We start from the raw sequence: 22,777 nt of genomic DNA, 5'->3' as shown, positions 1-22,777 counted from the left end.
CGCCCATTACGGTATCATCGCCAGCACCACCGCTAACGCTGTCGTCGCCGTCGTCGCCTGCACAGTTGTCGCTGCCGACACCGCCCATTACGGTATCATCGCCAGCACCACCGCTAACGCTGTCGTCGCCGTCGTCGCCTGCACAGTTGTCGCTGCCGTCGCCGCCATTAACGGTATCGTCGCCGGTGCCACCGCTAACGCTGTCGTCGCCGTCGTCGCCTGCACAGTTGTCGCTGTCGTCACCGCCATTAACGGTATCGTTATCTTTGCCGCCATTAAGGGTATCGTTGCCAGCGCCGCCCTCACAATCGTCGTTGCCTGTGTCCCCCCTGACGGCATCGTTGCCGTCGCCGCCCTCGCAATCGTCATTGCCTTTGCCGCCATAGACGCTATCGTTGCCGGCGCCGCCGTCAACGTCATCATCTCCTTCGTTGCCGTGGGCCAAGTCATCGCCGTCATCGCCTTCGCAGTCGTCGTTGCCTTCGCCGCCCATCACGGTATCGTTATCTTTACCGCCGTTAAGGGTGTCGTTGCCTTTGCCGCCTTCGCAGTCGTCGTTGCCACGATCGCCTCTTATTTCATCGTCGTCATCGCCGCCCTCGCAATCGTCGTCACCTTTACCCGCGTAGATTTTATTTTTGTTGCGACGGTTTCCTTTGATTTCGTCCTTGCCTTGTTTGCCGTATATCTCATCCTCATTGCCAGTGGCGACAATTAAGTCATCGTCATCGCTACCGACGACTCGGCGGCGCGGTTCCATGCCGTTGCCATCATCTAAGTCATCGTCATCATCGTCATCAGTACCTCCAAAAGTCTGGACAATGCTGTCGCTGTCATCAGCGTCGTCGCCGGCACCTTCTTCGGGTACGCCCTTAAACGGAGTCGCAAGATCGTTGCCAAGCTCTCTTTCGAGCGCATCATTAATTAACTTGTTAGGGGTGTTATTGTCTAAACCCCCGTCAGGATTTTGTGTTTCATCTTGAGCGCGAGAAACTTTTCCCAGCCCTTCTTCTAACAACTGTTCGTCTGCCATCGTTGATATTTCCCAAAAAATGGTAAGCTTCTTAGAGTCAATTTATCACCAAACAGGAGACCGCCGAAGAAAAAAATCTAACTTCATGCTTTCGCCTGCTATAGGAGCTGTTTTCCTCATCTTTACTATTATAGATGCCACTTAAACTGCAAGGGTTTTTTTCACTGTATTGCGAGTTTTATCTTCTGCCATTGCAAACCAAAATTAATTGATCCGCCACTTACACCGTAAGCGCTGCGCCGAAGCGCCGAGCTGTTTAGATGTTCTCCGTAGTTTCTACAGTAAGCTGCGCCGAAGGGCTCTTGATTGTAGATTTTCTACGTAATTTCTACAGTGAATTAGCTGAATTTAAACTGGCAACTGACAACTCCTAAATAACTACCCAAAACCTGTATCCCCCAAATTTTTCCCTTGCATTTTTTCCGAGCTTGGCTGGGTGTATTGAAGTTTTGTAACACTCCCAGCTTTGACAAATCCTTCCCTGACTTAGGATTTGAATCTCTTTCCTAAACGACTGCACGCTTCTAATTTTAGTTCCCGATGACTAATTAGAAATTTAGATAATTCGCCCAGGCAAATATTTGTTCTAATTTTTAGTTGCACAATTTTCTCTTGATACGAGGAAACCTCGCGAACTGAGAAAAATTTTTTTTTTCGGATCAATACTAAGAGTTCTACCCAAATATATCTATCTCAAGACGGATTGCCAAGTATGCCAAAAAACAGTATATAGCAGAAGTCTTTTTTGGTGACAGTTGCAAGCTCGATCGGCATTTTGAGCGGGAATGACCCACCGCGAGGCTGCGAAACCCTATTGTTTTGTAGAGGCTTCGCAACCAAATCCAATAATTATCCGAAGAACCGGACTGATGAGGCGTAATCCTCTAGATGCCAAAAATGATGGTTGCTTGAGAGTACCGGAATAATTTGATCGCCGTTGTATTGTTGAGAGTTCTTGGCTGCTTACGTTTATTTTTGATGCTTAACTTTAACTAGATTAAGAGATTTAAATAAAAATTTTTCTATATCATAAAAAGGGTAAATTAGCAATAAGTTATTAGCAATTATCGACGCTCAACTATCGATTACCGATCGCCACTGAGGTCTTAAGGATGAGGGCGGAGGGCTTACGGATGAGAACCCAGGGCTGACCAATTAATTAATTGACACAAAATCAAGATTACACATGGGGGGTTGGTGGTAGAGGATAAGCGGTAAAGACCGCTCGACCGATCGCCAAAAAAAATAAAATACTCAACTTTCCCTGCGATATTGCCCTGAAACCGGTTGGCGTGAGCTGAAGTAATTTTAATAAGAACTAGAGATCCGCCTGGTAAAGTGCCTCCAATTTAACTTTACTCAGCAATGAGAAACTCAAGTTCACGACGAATCTAAAGGGGTCTGCGGTAGAGGTGCAAAATGTTAAAGATAGCAAGATTGGAGAAAATTCGGCTTTCACCGAGCCACAGGGCAATCAAAACTAATAAACTGTTATTAAAGTACAACTTTTATATTCTCAAAGTGTTTGAACAAATATATATGACCCTAGCGATCGCCCGATCGGGGGAAGCGCATTCAGAAACTTTGATAGAAAGAGTAAAAAATATGTTGCCGAGTGCTATTGCTAGCCACAAAAACGCAGGCAAATTCAGAATTAAGGCGGGAGGGCGCTAAATCCGTGAGCCAGGAATTTCAACTCTCAGTCACCCCTGTTGGGGACGACGAATATCTAGTGCGGACAGAAAGGGTTGCACCCGGTGTACCCTTAGCCGAACAACAAGTCCGCTGGCCGATCGACGAATGGCTTGCACTGTCTGCTCAACTGATGAACGACCCGCTGGTGGGCTTGCTCCAGGGAAAAGCAGTACAGGGAAGCAATTCGGCTGGTCGCGGCCTCTCCCGTTCGGGAAACAACTCAGCACCCAATTTAGTAGCCTTGGGGCAACAATTATACAGCGGGCTGTTTCAAGGAAACTTGCGCGATAGCTGGACTTGCGCTCAAGGCATCGCCCAGCACCGCCGAGAAGTGCTGCAACTGCGACTCGGACTCAAAGGCCGACGCTTGCCGCGGCTGCCGTGGGAAGTTCTGCACGCCGGCGATCGCCCTTTGGCAACCGGCACCGATGTCGTGTTTTCTCGCTACCAACCAGGTACAAGTTTGTTCAAACAAACCCGGATAGTGCCTAGTAGCGGGCCACTAAAAATTTTAATGGCGATCGCCTCTCCGAGCGATCGAGACAGCTTGCAGCTCAAGCGAGAAGTGCTCCACCTGCAACAAGAACTCCAAAACCGTACCGCCAATCCTCTCAAAAACAGCCCGCATTCTCCGGAAATTCAACTGACTATTCTCGAACAGCCCGATCGAGAACAACTTACCCAAGCCCTAGAACAAGGACACTACCAAGTCCTGCACTACGCAGGCCACAGCAACTTAGGTTCCAGAGGTGGCGAACTCTACCTAGTCAGCAGCCGGACTGGCTTAACCGAAACCTTGAGTGGCGACGACTTAGCTGGATTGCTTGTTAACAACGGTATTCAGATGGCCGTGTTCAACTCCTGCCGCGGCGCCTACGGCGATCCCTCAGACCTCGCGGACGACAGCCCGGAACGGAACTTAACCGAAGCTCTAGTGAAGCGGGGCATTCCGGCAGTGCTAGCAATGGCAGAAAGCATCCCCGACGATGTAGCCCTAACTCTGACGCGGTTGTTTTACCGCAACCTCAATCAAGGCTATCCAGTCGATCTGAGCCTGAGCCGGGCCAGAGCTGGGCTAATTTCTGCCTACGGTTCTCACCAGCTATACTGGGCTTTGCCCATTCTCTACCAGCACCCGGACTTTGACGGCTATCTGATCGGTGGCCCAGCCCACAGCGCGACATCCGGGTCTCGGGTGCAAATAATCGCGTCGGGAACGCAGCCGGCTCTGGCGGGTACAGAATGGAGTGCGCCACCTTCACTCTCGGCGATCGCCCAATACTCCCCAATCCCAGCCAATCGATCGCATGAGTCAGACACTTCTGACGGCGAAGTCTGGGAATACTTTCCCGACCAATTAAAAGATCGCAGGGATTGGGTTCACCAGAACGATCGATTCGATGCTACTAATTCACCGAACTCACCGACGGCTTCGCCGTCCTCTATTCCTAATTCTGAGTCTTCGGCGATCCAAGCAACTCGCGCCGCTGCACCCACCCAGAAACCGTTAAAAAAACCGGGGTTGAAAAAATCTGTCGCCCTAATGCTTTGCTTATTGCCCGTTACTTTGAGTGCTGGCTTTTTTGGGTGGCGCTACTCGCACCAGCGAGACACGAAACCTGAAGAGTTACTGCCCGCGGTACGGACTCCCCTGTCGCAAAATTACTTGCAAGAACGTCACTAAAAGCGATCGCCCACTGCGATGCGGAATTTACACCCTCTTGGCCTGGCTCCAAACTGGGTGTGGTTTTTGCTGGCCGTTCGCGATCGGCTTTCGCTGGAAAAGCGATCGAAAGTATGCTGCTCGATCGAATCTCGGACTTACCTTCATCAAGCCGGTTTTTACCGAAAATAAGCAGCAGCGCAACCAAGCATCTAGGAAGAAACCGGGTTTCTCGTCGAGAGAGTAAGTCCGGGACTGCTTGATATAGAATTCGTCAGTTGATTGTAGATTTTCGACTTCGGCTTGAGCTCGGAGCCGAAGGATTTGAGATTTTAGATTTACTCCACAGATGAATCTGGAAGCTTGAACAAGAGTCTAAAATTTTGCTCTATCCACGACAGGAGTCGGTGGCTTGTATGCGTTTTTGGGCGGGCTGATTCGGCAGCAGGAACACTCGCCATTCGGCACAAGACAATAAAAGCCACAGTAGCAACAATTAAGAACGTCCTCACCGTCAGTGCGGTTGGTATATTTCACAATAATTAAGTATGGAAGCGGCTGTGAGTTTGACGCGCCCCTCCAGTTGGTGCATAAATTTTGAGAGTCTGGCAGTTTACAGGCAACGAGTGGAAACCAAGACATTTCCATCGAAACTCCATGTCGGGAACCGCTGCTAATTTGTAGTGCATCAAACATTTAAGCAGTTGTGCATTTAACTCGGTCTTTTTCAATTCCCCTGTGGAAATAACCTCAAATTCTCTGGCTTGTGGCCGGAGGAGGAAGATTTTTCCGAGTTCCCGCTAGACATCTACTGATTCGTGGCGAAGTGTTAAGACTCGCGAAGCAATCTCGCCCGATCAAAACTATTCCCCTCTTAGTGGCGGCCGGATGTTTCTCCCACCGCGCCCATTGAGTCGGGTTTTAGGTTAAACCCGTTCACCGAAGAGGTGAAATTTCCTTCAATTTTTACCGGATTGCCTTCCCCAGACTGCGTTCTGTGCAAGTTATATGCCCAACACCTTAATAGAAGATTGCTCGTTGGTATTTGGGGTTTTGAGGGGATTTCCCGCCCGAAAAATAGGGTTTATACTATTTTGGATTTTAGATTTTAGATTTTAGATTGAAGAATTGGGAATGACTTATTCCATAAGGGTTTGGAGCACGGGCCTACAGTTGGATTCTTTTTGTAAAGTGATTTTGCAAGTAGCTGGCAGGGGCATCCAGAACAAGTGCTGGCTCCCCTTGTTGAGGTAAAAGTTAACTCCGGCGGGTAAATGCTGTCGGCAGATTTGCAGCGGCCGCGCTCTAGGTATTTCGATTCATGGCTGTCTTGTTTTTACCTTGACCGCAGACTCGATCGGGGATTGGTGAATGCAGGGAACAGACTTTACTGTAACAAAGTAAAGCATTTAATTTGCGACAATAATTCCCCGCGCGATCGCTCCGAGGCTTACACAAGCATTTGGGCTGCGAGGAGCAAATTGATCGCCCTTCGAGCATCCTTACTTGCACCCCCGGTCTTGAGGCGGCAAAAATTTATCCAGAATCTTAATATTCAGAATTATTAGTATTGACAGTGAAACAAAGTTAATCTAATGTGTTGTAATTGATATAAGTAAAGTCCAATAAGCGAGGTACGGTCAATGGCAGAAACAGCTACAGCACCCTTAACAGGAAAAGGTCTGCTTCAAAAAATCAAAGGCAGTGATTTGCCGCGCAGAGAACTTGCAAAGCTTTGCGGCTACTTCACTGTCAGCAAAAGTGGAGAAACCCGGATTAATCTGGCTGAGTTTTACGATGCAGTGTTAGCTGCTAAGGGCATTGAGCTAGAGAAGTCGAAAGCAGACGGACGCGGGCGAGAAGCGAGTTATCGAGCTAGCGTTCACAAGAATGGTTCGATCGTGATCGGGGCAAATTATACCCAAGAAATGGGATTAAAGCCGGGAGACGAGTTTGAAATTAAGCTCGGATACAAGCACATTCGCTTGATTCAGATCGATGTGGACAGACCGGATGTGGAATTGGATGATGAAGAGGAGGATACAGAAGAATAGACGCGATCGCGAGGCAGTCAGCCGATAGCAAGGCGACTGGATTTGGCATTCGCTACACGAGTATTTGCGCGCCACCCTTCGATTTAACTGATGAGCTGTCTTGACTATTTCTATTTTCTCTTGTCCCGCAAAGACTACAGTGCCTCTGAACTTCGCAAAAAGGGGCAAGAGAAAGGTTTTGGCAATGAGGAAATATTGGAGGCGATCGCGCAAATTCAAGACCGCGGCTATCAGTCCGACACTCGCTTGGTGGCAAACTCGATCGCCTCTGCAGCAGGCAAATACGGGAAGTCGGCCATCAAGCGCAAGTGCCTGCAAAAAGGAATTACCAACGATTTGTTCGAGCAAGTCTGGGAAGAAGAAATTGCCGAAAATCAGGACTCCGAAGCAGAAAAACTGGCCGCATTAAAAGCCAAAGTCATGCGGAAATACAAGATCGATACTTGGGATAAAGCAGAGCCGAAAACCAAGGGCAAAATCTTGAATTACCTGCAATACAGGGGCTTTAATGCGTTTGAAATTTGGCGGCAGTGGCAAATAGAAGAAGATGACGAGTAAATAGTAGGGCCACGCAAATAGGTGGGGCCCAGATAGGCAAGCACAACTACACTGCTGCCGACGGGGCTAAAGTGTAAGTTCTGAGTTTTTGTAAATGTATGTCAATCCTCAGCGTTGACTAAATAAGATTCGTACATCTGCCGGTGTCTGGCTAAAAGCTCGAGATATTTCTCGTTGATTTTGGCCAGCATCCATTTTTCTTGAAAAATGGCGGCGGATTCTGCTTTCACCGGATCTGCTTGTAGCGGCAAAATATCTTTTCGAGCAGCGGTTTGCTCTGCAACAGACTTCAGCTTCTGAGGGTTTTGCTGGTATTTTCGACCGCTTTTGTGGTTGGCGTAGCGACGCGATCGAGTATACCCCATCTGCAAGAACTTGCGGGCCATGTCGGCTCCCACAAAATCTTCGCGATCGAGATAGTCTAAAAACAAGGAATAAATTTTGCTACTGGACTCCCTGGCAATTTCAGGAGTCTTAAATCTCCAAAAAGGCAGAATTTCTCCCTTGTAGGGTTCCACCAACAGCACTCCCTGTTCTCCCTTCCCTACACAATAAAGTTCCGGGTGCAGTCGAAAGTCGATGTTCTTAAAATCCAAAGAGTAGTCGAACTGCTTCATTGGGCGTTTTCTGTTTTATCTGGAACTAGAGAAGCCCGCGGTTTACCTTCATCTGGCTGAGTATAAACCCAGGCCCAAGCAATGAAGACAGCTTGAAAAGGCAGCCTGAACCAATACAGTAATTGGTTGTGGGGAATCCCTTCTATCGGAATGTTGTTGACGGCTTGATTGATATTAGCGGGAAACACGGCAATAAACAAGGCAATTAATCCCCATGCCGCCGCCCTGCTGACAGGAGGAACTAACAGCCCAATGCCACCCAAAATCTCGAAAAAACCGCTGATATAAACCAAGGCTTCTGGGTAAGGAAGCTGGGGCGGGACGATTCGGATAAAAGGTGTCGGCACTGCAAAGTGCAGCACGCCTACAATACTCATAGCTACTGCGAGGATAACTCGCCAAATTTCTTTTTGACTTTTCATGGGCAATGGGTAATTAATAATTGTTAAATTGCTGCGATAAGGCTTGCCAAAATATGCTGTCTGGGATCTAGAGGGCCCTAAAACTGACATCCAAAAATTCCAGCTTTCCGAGTTTGTCTGCTCTTGCTGGTGGCTGTAACGATTTTATTGCGTAGAAAAACCCGGTTTCTGGGTAACTCCCAGACAAGTTTTCACAGCCCCAAACAGGAGGTAGCGAGAGCTGGAATCGAAGGTCTGGGCGTTGACTGCCAAAAACAGATAGCGCGCATTTTGATAATAAGATTTTAATGTCTAGTTCCCTGCTGCTGTCTCTATCTTCGGGTAGTAAAACAGGATTTTTGTTCCGGCTCTGGCTGCGTTAGCTGCCAAACCAGCGGGGGATTTTCTCGATTGACAAATGAGCCACAGCCTAACATTAAATAAATTATCGCGGGAATTGATGAGTGCGATTACTCTTAATTTTGACCTTGCTTTGCAGGCGATTTCCTACCCTTCACCGAAGGCACGCGCATTCGGGATAGCTTCGCTCGCGCGTACCTGGATTAGACTAAATAATGCGAGTAATTTGTCAAGAATTTTTAGAATTATTTAAGATTGGCGCTTTGAGAATTATTGGCAGAGGCAATTCCCGAACGCTCTGTAATTAAAATTACCCTCTAAAGTAAGGGTTTTGTCAACTTCCCACAGATGTTATAATGAATGAAATTATTGAATTTGCTAAAAAGCCGATCGTCGTAACAACTCCCCAACCATCCTGCTGGAATTCAAAATAGTTGCCAACGGCAGGAACTTTTTAGCCACCACATTATTCAAAAAGATTGAGCCTCCAAGCGCTGTGTCATTTTTATCTACACGCAATCAATCACCGACGACCATGAACACCTCAATAAACACCTCTAAATTTGGCATAAACCGGATGCTGCGACAATCGCTGTTGCTTGGCATCTTTTCTGCAGCAGCTTTAGCTAGCGGATGGGCGCCCGGTTTGTACACACAATCCCCAAACCTCGTTTTCGGAGCTGCTGCCCAAGCTCAAGAGATTAGCAGCGAGGAAATTACTAGCTACGCTCGTGCTGTGTTGGCAATAGAACCCAGACGGGTGGAAGCTTTGAACGAAATTAAAGGAATGGCTGGGGGCTCGGTTCCCAGAGTCGTGTGCAACGAAACTCAGCAAATTAATAGGTTGTCTGGAAGTGTTCGCGGCATCGCGGTGAATTACTGCCAACAAGCTAAAAAAGTTATCGAAACTAATGGTTTGACAGTTAGTCGCTTCAACCAGCTTACTTTGCTCCAGCAAGCGGATCCGGCAGTCAAACAGCGAATTCAAGCCGAGCTCCTGCGACTGCAACAAGCGGGCAATCAATAAGCTTGATGGTTTGAGTCTTTCTTCCTCTCCCGTTCGTATTAGACTTCTCCATAAAAGCTTGTTAAGGGCAGGCAGGATGCTTAACCGCTACCTCCCCCCAACAATATATTGGAGATTTAAATTGTTCGAGTTCCTAGACGGTAGGCAAAATTTTTTGAAAAAAAAGCGCTCGTCTGCGATCAAGTGCTTGACAAAATAACATAAATTTGGTGTTAACGCCAGAACGGGAGCGGTCAGAGAGATGAATATTTTTCAACTTGCTGTAAATCGCAATGAGATATAGCGATCGCCAACACGATTAAGACGTTTTTAAGTTCTGAAAGATGAGCTGAAGATTGGAACTTCAGTCTTCCTTATTCCTTCGGCTATAAAAAAGATATTCCTCAAAAACTCAAGTTCAAGTGAATTGCTCTGAGGAATAGAATATAAAAATGCTAACCTTCACAAAACATTTACCTGCAAATCCCGATGCTATTGTCAGCTTTACCTTACAAATGACCGCAGACGATCGCACTCGCAGCCGTCACGGATTCGAGACGAATACGGGGGAAAGGCTGCACCTGAGTTTGCCCAGAGGTACGGTATTGCGCGATCGAGATTTATTGCAGTCGGAAGACGGTAGCTGTTTGGTACTGGTAAGTGCAAAACCCGAACCGGTGCTGACAGCGCGGGCATCAAGTCCGCTGCTACTGATGCGGGCGGCTTATCATTTAGGAAACCGCCACGTAGCTGTAGAAATTGCCGATAATTATTTAAGACTTTCTCCCGACTCTGTGTTGCACGGAATGCTTGAAAAAATGGGTTTGGAAGTAACAGAGGAAATAGTGCCGTTTCAACCCGAAATGGGCGCTTACGGGCACAGCCATTAGATTTTAGATTTTAGATTTTAGATTTTAGATTTTAGATTTACTCCCACCGATGAACCCGAGGGCTTATAACTAAATTGCTTTCGGCCATTCAAGAAGCAAGAAGTCAACAGTCAACAGTCAACAGTCAACAGTGAACAATCAACTTTTATGTTTGTTACAGCTAGCTTTTGCACCTGTGGGAGCTTATAGTTATTCTGAGGGAATCGAAAGTCTGGTAGAAACCGGTGCGATCGACAGCGAGATTACTTTGAGAAATTGGTTAGAAAATTCGCTGCAATTCGGGGCTGTGCGAGTAGAAGCCGCTGTGGTGGTAAGGGCTTTGAGGGCGGCACAGATAGGGGATTTGACAGCTTTGAATTACTGGAATGCTTGGGCGACTGCTACTAAGGAAACAGAAGAGTTGCGCTTGCAAAGTTGGCAAATGGGGCGGACTTTGGTCAGGTTGCTGCTCGATTTGCGTGAAGCGAAGCTATCCCGCAGGGAATCGCCCGTTTCTTCTGGGTTAACAACAAGTGTAAAAGATTTGGTGGAATTTGGCGGCAATCCGTGCAATTTTACGATCGGCTTTGGCATTGCCGCCGCCAACTGGCAGATAGAAGAGGAAGCCGCCGTGTTAGGATATTTGTACAGTTGGGCTGCCAATTTGGCGAGTGCGGGCGTGAAACTGATTCCCCTGGGTCAAACAGCCGGTCAACAGTTACTGTTAGATTTGCAGTCTCAAATTAGCTGTACGGCCCAAGAAGTTTTAAAATTAGAAGATGATGATATTGCTAGTTGCAGTTGGGGGTTAGCCCTAGCTAGTATGGCGCACGAAACTCAGTACACTCGGTTATTTCGGAGTTGAAAATCAGAAAATCTAAAATCTAAAATTTAAAATCGCTATGGGTGCTTTTCGTGTAGGAATTGCTGGGCCTGTTGGTTCGGGAAAAACTGCTTTACTGGATGCTTTGTGCAAGGCGCTGCGGCAGCAATACCAGATTGCGGTTGTTACTAATGATATCTATACTCAGGAAGATGCCCAGTTTTTGGTTCGCAGTCAAGCTTTGGAGAGCGATCGAATTTTGGGCGTAGAAACGGGAGGCTGTCCCCACACAGCCATCCGCGAAGATGCTTCCATTAACTTAGTAGCTATAGAAGAGTTAGAGCACAAATTCAATGATTTAGATTTAGTGTTTGTAGAAAGCGGCGGCGATAACTTGGCGGCAACTTTTAGCCCGGAGTTAGTAGATTTAACAATTTACGTAATCGATGTCGCTGCGGGCGATAAAATTCCGCGCAAAGGCGGGCCAGGAATTACTAAATCTGATATGTTGGTAATTAATAAAACAGACCTCGCACCTTATGTAGGAGCAGATTTAGGCGTGATGGAACGAGACGCTAAAAAAATGCGAGGCGATAAACCTTTTGTTTTTACTAACTTGAAGACCCAAGAAGGATTAGAATCAGTAGTTAAATTCATCCAGTCCCATATCGTGTAAAACATCCGCCTTCATCTGCGTTCATCTGCGTTCATCTGCCTTCATCTGCGGTTAAAACCGCTAAAAAATATCACCTCACCACCAATTCTTTGACCAAATTAGCCAAACGTTCTGTACTGTCTCTCACTGCTAATTCAGAAGCTGCTTGAGACATTTTTTCCAAATAGTCGGAATCTCTTAACAAATACAACACTTTGCTTTGCAACACATCTGCTGTCAGTTCGCTTTGACGGAATACCACGGCGGCGCCGGCTTTAGCAAATACTTCCGCATTAAATCTTTGGTGGTCGTCAGCGGCGTGAGGAAAAGGAATTAAAATAGAAGGTACTCCCGTCACTGCTAATTCTGTCAGAGCACTCGCGCCCGATCGACTAATTGCTAAATTTGCTCGCTGCAACAAACTCGCCACATTGTCGTAAAATGGCATAGACAAATATTGCTCGTGTTTCAAACTCTCAGCATCCGGGTCATTATTTCCGGTGAGGTGAACTACCCAAGCACCCGCATCAAACCAAGCAGGAGCGCACTGCCGCACTAACTGATTGACTGAGACAGCACCTTGAGAGCCGCCCATGACTAAAATTACAGGTACGCTGTCAGGAATTGGCAAATTTAGAGGTTGGCGAGTCAGGAATTGCGATCGCACCGGCGTACCAGCAACCACGGTTTTCGCGCGGGGTAAATGCTGGGCTGCTGCTTCAAATCCGATCGCCACAGCAGTGCACAGAGGACTAAACCAGCGCGTCACCTTCCCGGGAATTGCATTAGATTCGTGGAGAATCACCGGCAAACCCAAAGACCGGGCCGCCAGAATTGCCGGTGCTGCGATGTAACCGCCGGTAGTAAAGACTCCCTGAAAATTTCCCGCTTTGAGCAACTTCCGCACCTGAAGGACCGATCCGGCGAGTCCGCCCAAAATTCGCAGTGTACCGAGCCCAAATCCCTGCTGAAAGCCTTCAACGGCGATCGTGTGGAGGGGGTAAAGGGATGAAACTAACTGGGTTTCCATGCGGTCTGGGACTCCTAGCCATTCGATCTGACAGTCGTTCAACTGCCCAGCGGTGGCGATCGCGGGAAATAAATGTCCACCAGTGCCGCTAGCTGCAACCAACAACCGGAGGGGGGCTTTTGTCAAGGTATTTGTTTCTTTTTTTACAAGTACAAGTTCCACAGGTCGATCAATTTTATATTTGAGGTTTTAGATTATTATGCTTATTATTCCGGCAGTTTCAGCCAATTTTGAATCAGCCATCTAAAATTAGATTGTGCCGTGTCCCTGCTTCCGTTGTCAGTTTTCGTTGCAGGCGAACAGTTGCCCAAGCTACGACCCCTGACAAATAACCAAATTATCATCTAATGCGTAATTTTTTGAATTTAGTGCCAAGTGCATCTCAGTATTTTTCCAGCCGTCGGGACGAAAAAGCCGATCGCGCGATCGTTTTTGGCTTTAACTGCGGGCAGTCGATCGCTCAAATGTTGTTATGTTTAACAGTGCTAAGTGCTGGCGTGCTGCATCCTAGTGCGGCAAGAGCGATCGGTGCGATCGCGGCGACTCCCCGAACGATCGCCCAAACCCCTGCAAATGCGCCTGCCCCACTCACAAAAGTGCTAACCGAAATTGACGCAGCGGCCAACCGGCGCGATGTCAAAGCAGTCATGGGATTTTACAGCCAGAATTTCACTCATTCTGACGGCTTAAACAGCCAAAGCATGGAAAAAGCCCTCACCCAACTCTGGGCTCGATATCCGAGTTTAAATTACCGCACCGAGATCAAATCTTGGAAAACCGAAGGTAGCGCGATTCTCGCAGAAACCCTAACTACAATTGCCGGCACTCAAAAAAAGGATGGCAGAGAATTAACTCTCAAAGCTACCATCCGTTCCCAGCAGCGCTTTGAAGGTGAAAAAATAGTTAGTCAAGAGATTTTAGCAGAACAAACTCAGCTTAGTTCGGGGCAAAATCCTCCCACAATTCAAGTGAATTTCCCGGATCAAGTTAAGGTGGGCGAAGAGTACCATTTTGATGCCATTGTGCGAGAGCCGATCGGCGATGATATTTTAATAGGGACTGTTTTGGAGGAACCCATTACCGAAAAAACCTTTTTTAATCCCTCAGAAGTCGAGCTGGAGTTGCTAAATTCCGGGGGAATTTTCAAAGTAGGTAAAGCTCCGGCTACGCCCGAAAATCGGTGGGTTTCAGCAGTTTTAATGCGACAAGGTGGAATTGCAACAGTTAGTGTGCGATTGCGGGTTGTCAAGTAATAAAATAGGTGTTATGGGCATGGAGCATGGGGCATGGGGCATGGGGCATGGGGCATGGGTGATTGGTGATTAGTAAGTTGTATAGCGGTTATTAGTCACACGAGGTACATATTTGAAGATAAAAAATCTGATTAAAGGAATTAAACATACCTCACTATAGCAATCCTAAATGAGTCGTAAATTTTTGACCCCACCCCAACCCTCCCCTTATCAAGGGGAGGGAGTAAGAAATTCACACATGATTTAGGATGGCTATATAGCGATAAAGGCTATAGCAAATAACAACTAACAAATAAAAAAACTAACAAATAACCAATGACGACAGTCAACAGTCAACAGTCAAAAAACAGTCAACAGCCAACAGTCAACTAACAACTGACAAAAAATGATTTCTATCCAAAACCAAATTGTTTTCATTACAGGCGCCAGCAGCGGTATCGGAGCAGCCTGTGCCAAGCTATTCGCCAAAGGAGGAGCCAAACTAATTTTAGCAGCCCGCCGCCTTGAAAAGCTCGATAGACTGGCAAACGAACTTGTAGAAACAAAATCTATCGCGTCGGGGAAGGAGATTTATTTGCTAGAATTGGACGTGCGCGATCGCCCGCAAGTGGAATCGGCGATAGCTGCGCTTCCCGATGCCTGGAAAAGCATCGATATTCTGATTAACAATGCGGGATTGAGCCGTGGTTTAGACAAACTGCACGAAGGCAACTTCCAAGATTGGGAAGAAATGATTGATACCAATGTTAAAGGCTTGCTTTACATGACTCGCGCGATCGTGCCGGGAATGGTAAACCGAGGCCGCGGTCACGTAGTGAATATCGGCTCCATAGCAGGCCGCCAAGCTTATCCGAAAGGTAATGTTTATTGCGCTTCCAAAGCAGCAGTGAGAGCTATTTCCGAAGGGTTAAAACAAGACCTTTTGGGAACACCCGTGCGCGTGACGGAAATAGAGCCGGGTTTGGTGGAAACAGAATTTAGCAATGTCCGGTTTCACGGCGATGCAGAAAAAGCCAAAAATGTCTATCAAGGATTGACACCTCTGACTGCTGACGATGTAGGCGATGTCGTGTATTTTTGCGCGACGCGAGCGCCCCACGTCAATATTAGCGAAGTCTTGCTAGTTCCGACAGACCAAGCTAGTGCAACTCTGGTTCACCGAAAAGAGTTTTGAGCAGTCTGTAGTGAGACAAAATCCGACTTAAATAACCCCTTTATTTCTGAGTTTATATATGCTCAGACTTCCTTTGTTGAGAAAAAGTTCCCACCGAGGGTTAGCAGGGATTTATAACCAGGACTTGCTATAAATTGTGAAGCCAATAGTTCTGGATAGTTAAATAGTTTATGGTTGCGTAAGTATTTTTTTCTTAATATAAAAAATAAATAAATAATTTGCATTTTTTGACTAATTTCACATACAACCATTCCGGACATCAGGATTGTAGCGAGTAAGTATCACCAGAGAGATAAAGGCTCTCGATAAATATTCCCCGATTCGAGATGACAGGCTATGTCCGATGTAACAAATCCCACTCAACCCTTAAGCGTTGGACAGAACGCTGTCTTAATAGTTGGGTTAACAGGACGATCCAACAGACAGGCAACAACTTGACCGCTCGTCGATCGGCCTGTCAATCAGTTGCGATTTCTAGGTTGATTTGCTTAAAAGCTTGATTGATTGCTTTCTTTAGCTGGTTGGTCATCTCGCTAGGGTGCAGTATCTGCACATAAATCACTATCCTCAACAAAGGATTTACCATGTCTCAAATCGTAATTCCTAGTCCACCACCCAGTACAGGCTCAGATGACTGTGATGGTTTGATTATCATAGGCTCCAACGGTCAACCCAGGCCCACCACTAGACCCGGTATCCCGCAACTAACCCTCACTGCTGTGGACGACATTGCCTATGGCAGTAACCAAGATGAAGAATTGGCTGCTCTAGAAGGTAACGATCTAGTCGGTGGAGGCGGTGGCAGTGATGTCATCCAAGGCAACCAGGGAGAAGATACTCTCTCTGGGGGCGAGGACGATGATACTGTCATGGGCGGTAAAGGCAATGACATCGTTGAGGGCAATGCTGGCAATGATGTCCTTTACGGCGATCGCGGCAACGACATCCTCGACGGCGGCGACGGCAACGACTATATCGAAGGCAACCAGGGAAATGATTATGTTAGAGCAGGCGCTGGCAACGATACGGTGTTCGGCGGTAAATGCGATGACGTTCTTTATGGCGACGACGGCGATGACATCCTTTCTGGCGATCGTGGTAATGACTTCCTCGACGGCGGTCAAGGCAACGATACCCTTTTTGGAGGCAAGGGCCAGGATGTCGTCGTCGGTGGCGAGGGCAACGACTCTCTCTTCGGCGGTAAAGGCGATGACTGGCTATTTGGCGGCGCTGGCAACGACTTCGTAAGTGGCAACTTAGGAAATGATACTGTCAGAGGCGGCGATGGCAACGATATGTTGTACGGCGGTAAAGGCAATGACATCGTTATGGGTGATGCTGGTAACGACCTTGTTTCTGGCGACAGAGGAAATGACACCCTAACAGGTGGTGCGGGGGCGGATACGTTCCGCTTCGAGTTCCTCGGCATAGATAATATGGATACTCTTACCGACTTTAATCCTACAGAAGATAAAATTCAGCTTGACAAAGCTGTGTTTAATGCTTTAATACCGGGCAATCTAACTGGCAACCAATTTATTACCGACCCCAATTTCAATCCCAATACTCCTGGGGCTGCAGGCGCGGCTAATCTGATCTACAACCCGGTTGACGGTTCGCTGTACTACCGCAATCAAAACGGTCAAATATCGATCGTGGCTCAAGTAGGTAATAACCTAAATCTTGGGTCGAATAACTTTGAAATAATTTAAAGTTTATCCCGATTTAGGGTGGATCTATCATTAATATAATTGAAACATTATCGGCTGGCTCAAAGCTCACAAAAAAATCAGCGATCAAGCTTCAAAACTTAGAAAGCTTGTTAATAACTTGAACCCGTGATGTCTACGGCTAGCGGTTGCAATTTACCTTTTAAAATCACTAATTTAATTAAGTATGCTCAGCACCCAAGGGAAGGAACACAATTCCAATTTAGTAGATGCTTTTGCCAAAATGGGTTGGCTGTGCGATCGCGCGGGAAAGATAGAAGATGCTGCTTTTCACTACCAGCAGGCACTGGCTCTCGGAAAAAACACCCCCGAATTGCAGCACAATTTGGGTAGAGTTCTGCAAGAGCAGGGGGATTTTACAGGGGCGATTGGCAGCTACAGGCAGGCACTGGCTGTCAATCCAGATGACGTTAAAGCTCTCTACAATATCGGCGTTGCCGTTCACCAGCAACTCAGAATAGAAGCAGCGATTTACAGTTACCAGCAAGCGATATCTTGCTGGAAAAAAAGCTCTCAACCAGCTCTTTTATCCTACGCGATAAATGCCTATAACAATTGGGGCTGCATTCTGATGCAGGAGGGCAAAGTTGACGAAGCAATTGTGGTTTTTCAAGCGGGAATAGCTGTGGCTCCGGATGATGCTGGTCTGTACAATAATTTAGGTATTGCTCAGTTACAACTGGGGAAGCCAGAGGAAGCGATCGCCCTTTGCCGCCGCGCGATCGAGTTGCAGCCAGAATTAGTCAAGGCCCGTTACAATTTGGGGAAAGCATTCCAAAGATTGGGGCTGCATACTTTTGCAATAGAATGTTTTGAGTTAGTAATTAGCAAAGATCCCGATCTGCTGGTTTCGGCATACGGCGATCGGGCTTTTTCTTTGATGGCACAAGGCAAATTAGCTGAGGCAATGCTATGTTGGCAAAAGGCGATTGCTCTGCAAAGCCAGTTTGTTGAGGGTTTTTGCTGCCAAGTAGAGATGGGGTTGACTTCCGTACAAGAACTTAATGAACTCGAGCGCTCTCAAATAGCCTGTGTCCGATTTCTGAAGCAACTTCAAGGAAAAGACGGCTCTGGTTGCGCCATTTCTAGTCTTGCTAACAATCTGCTTCATCCTTCATCATTGCTCCTCGATTTAGCAGAGACTTACATCCATTTGGGAAACGCCTTATTCGAGTACGGCGGGTACGAACAAGCGGAAAGCTATTATCAAAAAGCTTTACAAATTCAACCTAAGAATGCGGATATTTACTTGCGGCTGGCTGATTGTTTGAGTCAGCAAAAACGATTTTCGGCAGCGATTGTAGTTTACCACCTGGTGCTGGTAATGGCGGGCGATCGCTCGGAGGTTTCCGAACAGTTGCAGGCTGTATTGAAAAAACAGCAGGAGTTGATTCATTCTCCCGTAGCCCGCCAAGGGTTTCAACCCCTGTCTGACTCTGGTGTTGAAACAATTAACCACCCCTCCCTTATTGACGGGAATCAAAAGCCAAAATCGGAATGTCAGGGCTTAGATTGTCAGCGGTGTCTCAAGCGGATTTTCAGACAGTTTGAGCCGGTGCATTTAGGTAATGGCGTATATTCTTGTGCCCAGCAGGGAGAGACTGCTTTTGAGTCGCCGGAAACGTTTGTTACTTCGCTCCCAAACGGGCGGGCTTGGATTGTACCGCAGAAAAATTCTTGGATGATTTGCAATGCTATTGCTATTATCGATTCTGGCGATCGCCTTTTACCCGAACTTTCCCGCGAATATCCGGGAGAGTTGCCGGGATGCGAAAATAAATATTCTACTCAGCACAGGTTTCTAAATTTAAAACCGGAAGAATTGCCACCTTTAGAAAAGATAGACGGTACGGTGGCGGTATTGGCTGGACTTTCGGGCAATGTCTATTTTCACTGGATGGTGGATATTTTGCCCCGCATAGAAGTTCTGCAGCGTTGGGGGATAAATCTGGAAGAGATAGATCGGTTTTTGGTTAATAGCTGCCAGCAGCCTTTTCAGCGAGAAACCCTGAAAGCATTAGGAATTCCTGAATATAAAATTATAGAGAGCGATCGCCATCCTTATATTCAAGCCAAACAATTAATTGTTCCCTCTTTTTCCGGATATTTGGGCTGGCTGTCGCCGCAGGGGCTTGAGTTTTTGAGACGAGTTTTTTTAAATCAAAAATTTCAAAAGCTCTGTAGTGCGAACATTTTTCTCCCTAAAGGTACACAGCTAAGCGAGCCAGACGATCGCAAATATCTTTATCCAGAACGCATCTATGTCAGCCGCAGCAAATCCAGCTATCGCCGAGTCATCAATGAAGAACAGGTAATCGAATTTTTAAGCAGATTTGGCTTTGTCTCAGTGCTACTAGAATCTATGACTTTGGAGGAGCAAATAGCCTTATTTTCTCGTGCCAAAGCTATCGTAGCGCCTCACGGCAGCGGTCTGACAAATATTATCTTTTGTGGTGCAGGAACAAAAGTAATTGAGCTAGTCTCTCCCAATTATATCAGGCAATACTATTGGGCGATCTCTCAGCAGCTAAATCTTCCACATTATTATGTAATAGGAGAAACTTTTAATTGTTACCCAATTCGACAGTTAATGTATCAAAACCCATTGACTGAAGATATTTTAGTTAATTTGAACTCTCTCCAAAAAATTCTGGAAGAAACTAATCTATTTACTTCACAAAATACCCCAAATTTAATATTTCTTGAAAACCCTAAAAAAACCACCCCAATCATGAATCAAGAATCAGCAGATTATTTCCAAAAAAGGGCAGAATTTTATTTAGAACAAGGCAAGTTAAGCGATGCTGTAGCTGCTTGCGAGCAAGCCCTGAAGCAGAAACCTGATTTTGCACCAGCTTACACAACCTTGGGCAAGATCAGTCAAGTACAAGGTAACTTAGCCAAGGCAAAGGATTGGTACGTGAAAGCTCTGGAAATTCAGCCTGATTTTGCAGAAGTTTATACTAATCTTGCTACTCTGTACACCCAAGAAAAAAATTGGGAGCGGGCTTTAATCTGTTATCAAAAAGCCAATTCTGCTCAAATCAAAGAGCCAAAAACCAATAGTAGTCAAGGTGCTTTAGCCTTCAAAGCTGACGATATAGAAGTCTACATTCAAGGTGCAGAAGCATTTTATAGTCAAAGAAAATTCGAGCAGGCGGCGGCGGCTTGCCAGCGAGTTATTCAAGTTAAACCCGATGCGAGGGCTTATAAAATTTGGGGTAATGCTAGGCAAGCTCAAGGCAAGGTAGAGGAGGCAAAAAATTGCTACGCTAAGGCTATTGAACTCGACCCTGATTTTGCTGAAGCTTATACTAATTTGGGGACGCTTTACGCTCAGGAACAGCAGTGGCAATCTGCGATCGCATTTTACCAAAAAGCGATCTGCCTGCAACCGAATTTAGCATCAACTTACCGAAATTTAGCTCGCGTGTGGACGCAAATGGGGCAGCTATCGGAGGCTGACGAGTGCTGGTTTAAAGCGTATTCTCTGGAACCTGCCAAGGCTACTCCTGAAGAACACATTCATCTAGGCGATAATTTTTTGAGGCAGAATCGGGTAACGCAGGCTATACGCTGCTACTGCCATGCTATCGAGTTAAACCCCAATTCAAACGAAGCTTACCAACAGTTAGGAAGTGCTCTCAAAGCTCAAAAAAAGGTGCAGGAAGAAGTTGCTAGTTATCGAAAGATAATTGAACGACCTGCTAACATTTTTGGGGATTTGTTCAAGACAGTAGTTGTGAGTTTGAATCCAAAATCTGAGTTACCTCAGAATCCCCAAGCATCTACTTTGCAGGCAAATGTCGCAGCTAATTCCCTGCAACTCGATTCCGCAATCTCCGCTGAGAAACTTCGCGTACAGTTGCAGCAGCCGACAACAATTCCTGCTGTACCGCAACAGTTAAATACGAGCGCCATTTCGGAAAATTATGCACCTGTGGCTCAAAACTCGGCTGAGGTTTGGTCGGCTGTGACAGTTGTTGATAGCGGTTTTACGGCCGATTTTCGGCAACTAGAAACTGCTGATGACTCCATTCAGCGGGCAGAATCTTATTACGCTCAAAAACAATTCGAGCCGGCTATTGCTGAGTGCAAGCGAGCTATTGAAATCAAACCCGATGCGGTGGCTGCTTACAAACTGTGGGGCAAGATTTTGCAAGTGCAAGGGAATACAGAAGCTGCGATCGAGTGCTATAAAAAAGCCGTCCAAATTAATTCTAACGAGGCAGATATTTACGTAAATCTTGGCACTTTGTATGCTATGGGAAAACAGCTATCGCCGGCAATTGCTTGCTACCAAAGAGCGATTGCTATCCAACCGAATTTAGCACCAGCTTACCGGAATTTGGCTAGGGTGTGGAGGCAGCAGGGAAAACAGGAAGAGGCGAACGAGTGCTGGTACGAAGCTTATTCTTTGGAACCGGAAAAGGTATCGCCCGATCAGCATTTTAAATTGGGCAATCTTTTGTTTAAGCAAGGTCAAATTACTTATGCGATCGCGTGTTACCGCCGCGCGATGGAGTTAAATCCAAACTTAACTGCTGCTTACCAAAATCTGGCGATAGCGTTAAAAAAGCAAGGAAAATTACATGAAGCTGCTGTCTGTTTGGAGAAAGCTGCGGCACTTAACAACAGCGGTTTGGTAGCCGACCATCTAGCAAGTGATACTGTTGCCCCTGCGACGCGGGTAAAGGGCGATCGAAACACTCACAAACCTGCTGCCGGTGTGGAAGTTGGGGATGCGATCGGTTCTGCAGCACTAGCAAACAATCTGAATAACGGTCATTCAAAATCTGCCGAAAGTTTAACATTATCTGCAGTTGATAGCGGTAGTAATAACAGTGGCAAACCTGTGACAATAGTCAATTCTGTCAGTGCAGAAACATACATCAAAAAGGCCGAAGCTTATTACGCCCAGGGGAAATTTGAAGAGGCGATCGGGGAGTGCAAGCGAGCTATTGAAATCAAACCGGATGCAGCATTTGCCTACAAGATTGCGGGGAATGCTACCCAAGCTATGGGAAAAGCAGAGGCGGCGAGGTATTGGTACGTTCAAGCTCTGGAAATCGATCCAGATTTTGCTGAAATTCATGCCAATTTAGGCAGCCTTTACGCTCAGCAGAAACACTGGGAAAAGTCAATTGCTTGTTACCAACAAGCAATTAAAATTAAACCTAATTTAGCCTCGGCTTACCGAAATTTAGCGAGGGTATTTTTGCAGTCAGGTCAGCCACAAGCACGGGCAGAATGTTGGTATGAAGCTCTGACTCTCGATATCAATTGGGCCAAGCCTGAGGAACACTTTACTCTGGGCAACACTTTGTTAGAACTGGGTCAGTTGGAGCGAGCTATTTCATGTTATCGGCGGGCGATTCAGCTGCAGCCGAGTTATGCGGATGCTTATCACAATTTAGGAGAGGTTTTGAGCGCTAGGGGACAGTGGGAAGAGGCGATCGCGGCTTACCGACAAGCGATCGATCTGAACCCAAGCTTCGATGCACCTCATTACGGTTTGGGGAAAGCTTGGGCAAGTCTAGATAGGCGGGAAGATGCCATCGCCTGTTATCGGAGAGCGATCGAGTTAAATCCCAATTTGGTTCAAGCTTATCAAAGTTTGGGGGATGCTTTGGACAGTTGGGGTCAGTTGGATGAGGCGATCGGATGTTATGAAAAAACAATTGAATTGAAACCGGACATCTGGGAGGTTCACCAAAAGTTAGGGGATGCTTTGCAAGAAAAAGGCGAGATTGATGAGGCGATCGAGGCTTACAACCGCGCCATTGAACTAGCAAAAGCTTAGAAATTTTCCGGATACCTCGCAAGGTAGATGAAAAATAAATTCAACTGATTTAG

16 protein-coding genes are annotated in these 22,777 nt (G+C 46.6%); 12 read left to right on the top strand and 4 right to left on the bottom strand.

What is annotated here, in order from left to right:
• A partial coding sequence (locus tag QUB33_RS20990) for a calcium-binding protein (protein WP_333353678.1) occupies positions 1–1,033 on the bottom strand: 1,033 nt, incomplete at its 3' end.
• A gap of 1,419 nt (positions 1,034–2,452) precedes the next feature.
• Here QUB33_RS20990 and QUB33_RS20985 point away from each other — a divergent pair.
• The 4 genes from QUB33_RS20985 to QUB33_RS20970 all read left to right on the top strand — a co-directional run bounded on the left by QUB33_RS20985 (position 2,453) and on the right by QUB33_RS20970 (position 7,003).
• Positions 2,453–2,707 carry a hypothetical protein gene (locus QUB33_RS20985; RefSeq protein WP_333353675.1) on the top strand — a complete coding sequence of 85 codons (255 nt, stop codon included), beginning with the start codon at positions 2,453–2,455 and terminating at the stop codon, positions 2,705–2,707.
• Positions 2,708–2,711: 4 nt separating this feature from the next.
• Positions 2,712–4,412, top strand: a complete 1,701-nt coding sequence (locus QUB33_RS20980; RefSeq protein WP_333353672.1) for a CHAT domain-containing protein — start codon at positions 2,712–2,714, stop codon at positions 4,410–4,412.
• Between the two features lie 1,622 nt (positions 4,413–6,034).
• A complete protein-coding gene (locus tag QUB33_RS20975) occupies positions 6,035–6,445 on the top strand; it encodes an AbrB family transcriptional regulator (RefSeq protein ID WP_015177612.1) in 411 nt (136 codons plus the stop codon).
• Between the two features lie 90 nt (positions 6,446–6,535).
• Positions 6,536–7,003 (top strand): regulatory protein RecX, encoded by a 468-nt coding sequence (locus QUB33_RS20970; RefSeq protein WP_333353669.1) that lies wholly within the window; start codon positions 6,536–6,538, stop codon positions 7,001–7,003.
• A gap of 101 nt (positions 7,004–7,104) precedes the next feature.
• Here the strand turns inward: QUB33_RS20970 and QUB33_RS20965 are convergent, their stop codons facing one another.
• Both QUB33_RS20965 and QUB33_RS20960 read right to left on the bottom strand, forming a co-directional pair.
• Positions 7,105–7,620 carry a DUF4385 domain-containing protein gene (locus QUB33_RS20965; RefSeq protein ID WP_333353666.1) on the bottom strand — a complete coding sequence of 172 codons (516 nt, stop codon included), beginning with the start codon at positions 7,618–7,620 and terminating at the stop codon, positions 7,105–7,107.
• The gene (locus QUB33_RS20960) at positions 7,617–8,042 is read right to left on the bottom strand and encodes a DoxX family protein (protein WP_333353663.1); all 426 of its coding nucleotides are present in this window, start codon (positions 8,040–8,042) and stop codon (positions 7,617–7,619) included. The genes QUB33_RS20965 and QUB33_RS20960 overlap by 4 nt, the downstream gene beginning before the upstream one ends.
• Positions 8,043–8,916: 874 nt before the next feature.
• Here QUB33_RS20960 and QUB33_RS20955 point away from each other — a divergent pair.
• From QUB33_RS20955 to ureG, 4 genes are all read left to right on the top strand, one after another.
• Positions 8,917–9,408 (top strand): DUF4168 domain-containing protein, encoded by a 492-nt coding sequence (locus QUB33_RS20955; RefSeq protein ID WP_333353660.1) that lies wholly within the window; start codon positions 8,917–8,919, stop codon positions 9,406–9,408.
• Positions 9,409–9,839: 431 nt separating this feature from the next.
• Positions 9,840–10,277 carry an urease accessory protein UreE gene (ureE, locus tag QUB33_RS20950; protein ID WP_333353657.1) on the top strand — a complete coding sequence of 146 codons (438 nt, stop codon included), beginning with the start codon at positions 9,840–9,842 and terminating at the stop codon, positions 10,275–10,277.
• A 130-nt stretch (positions 10,278–10,407) separates the two neighbouring features.
• The gene (locus QUB33_RS20945; RefSeq protein WP_333353655.1) at positions 10,408–11,121 is read left to right on the top strand and encodes an urease accessory protein UreF; all 714 of its coding nucleotides are present in this window, start codon (positions 10,408–10,410) and stop codon (positions 11,119–11,121) included.
• 37 nt (positions 11,122–11,158) lie between these two features.
• Positions 11,159–11,755 carry an urease accessory protein UreG gene (gene ureG / locus QUB33_RS20940; protein ID WP_333353652.1) on the top strand — a complete coding sequence of 199 codons (597 nt, stop codon included), beginning with the start codon at positions 11,159–11,161 and terminating at the stop codon, positions 11,753–11,755.
• Between the two features lie 70 nt (positions 11,756–11,825).
• On the opposite strand, the gene murG is transcribed toward ureG, so the two are convergent.
• Positions 11,826–12,890, bottom strand: coding sequence for an undecaprenyldiphospho-muramoylpentapeptide beta-N-acetylglucosaminyltransferase (murG, locus tag QUB33_RS20935; RefSeq protein ID WP_333353650.1), 1,065 nt, complete (start codon positions 12,888–12,890; stop codon positions 11,826–11,828).
• Positions 12,891–13,111: 221 nt separating this feature from the next.
• Here murG and QUB33_RS20930 point away from each other — a divergent pair, with 221 nt between their 5' ends.
• The 4 genes from QUB33_RS20930 to QUB33_RS20915 all read left to right on the top strand — a co-directional run bounded on the left by QUB33_RS20930 (position 13,112) and on the right by QUB33_RS20915 (position 22,724).
• Positions 13,112–14,017: a nuclear transport factor 2 family protein gene (locus tag QUB33_RS20930; RefSeq protein WP_333353647.1), complete on the top strand. Its 906-nt coding sequence runs from the start codon at positions 13,112–13,114 to the stop codon at positions 14,015–14,017.
• 385 nt (positions 14,018–14,402) lie between these two features.
• Positions 14,403–15,191 carry an SDR family oxidoreductase gene (locus tag QUB33_RS20925; RefSeq protein WP_333353644.1) on the top strand — a complete coding sequence of 263 codons (789 nt, stop codon included), beginning with the start codon at positions 14,403–14,405 and terminating at the stop codon, positions 15,189–15,191.
• 584 nt (positions 15,192–15,775) lie between these two features.
• Entirely contained in the window at positions 15,776–16,903 is a 1,128-nt protein-coding gene (locus QUB33_RS20920; protein WP_333353642.1) for a calcium-binding protein, read from the top strand.
• Positions 16,904–17,087: 184 nt separating this feature from the next.
• Positions 17,088–22,724, top strand: coding sequence for a tetratricopeptide repeat protein (locus tag QUB33_RS20915; protein ID WP_333353637.1), 5,637 nt, complete (start codon positions 17,088–17,090; stop codon positions 22,722–22,724).
• Positions 22,725–22,777: the final 53 nt, after the last annotated feature.

Origin of the sequence: Microcoleus sp. B3-A4 (assembly GCF_036705385.1) — a bacterium.
Classification (GTDB): Bacteria; Cyanobacteriota; Cyanobacteriia; order Cyanobacteriales; family Microcoleaceae; genus Microcoleus.
The sequence above is the reverse complement of the archived record's forward strand: the minus strand, read 5'-3'. Positions and strand labels throughout refer to the sequence as shown.

What these genes read in the sequence shown, in the direction of transcription:
- QUB33_RS20985 (WP_333353675.1), top strand. Translation starts at nt 2,453, where the DNA reads ATGTTAAAGATAGCAAGATTGGAGAAAATTCGGCTTTCACCGAGCCAC.
- QUB33_RS20975 (WP_015177612.1), top strand. Translation starts at nt 6,035, where the DNA reads ATGGCAGAAACAGCTACAGCACCCTTAACAGGAAAAGGTCTGCTTCAA.
- QUB33_RS20970 (WP_333353669.1), top strand. Translation starts at nt 6,536, where the DNA reads ATGAGCTGTCTTGACTATTTCTATTTTCTCTTGTCCCGCAAAGACTAC.
- QUB33_RS20965 (WP_333353666.1), bottom strand. Translation starts at nt 7,620, where the DNA reads ATGAAGCAGTTCGACTACTCTTTGGATTTTAAGAACATCGACTTTCGA.
- QUB33_RS20960 (WP_333353663.1), bottom strand. Translation starts at nt 8,042, where the DNA reads ATGAAAAGTCAAAAAGAAATTTGGCGAGTTATCCTCGCAGTAGCTATG.
- QUB33_RS20955 (WP_333353660.1), top strand. Translation starts at nt 8,917, where the DNA reads ATGAACACCTCAATAAACACCTCTAAATTTGGCATAAACCGGATGCTG.
- ureE (WP_333353657.1), top strand. Translation starts at nt 9,840, where the DNA reads ATGCTAACCTTCACAAAACATTTACCTGCAAATCCCGATGCTATTGTC.
- ureG (WP_333353652.1), top strand. Translation starts at nt 11,159, where the DNA reads ATGGGTGCTTTTCGTGTAGGAATTGCTGGGCCTGTTGGTTCGGGAAAA.
- QUB33_RS20930 (WP_333353647.1), top strand. Translation starts at nt 13,112, where the DNA reads ATGCGTAATTTTTTGAATTTAGTGCCAAGTGCATCTCAGTATTTTTCC.
- QUB33_RS20925 (WP_333353644.1), top strand. Translation starts at nt 14,403, where the DNA reads ATGATTTCTATCCAAAACCAAATTGTTTTCATTACAGGCGCCAGCAGC.
- QUB33_RS20920 (WP_333353642.1), top strand. Translation starts at nt 15,776, where the DNA reads ATGTCTCAAATCGTAATTCCTAGTCCACCACCCAGTACAGGCTCAGAT.
- QUB33_RS20915 (WP_333353637.1), top strand. Translation starts at nt 17,088, where the DNA reads ATGCTCAGCACCCAAGGGAAGGAACACAATTCCAATTTAGTAGATGCT.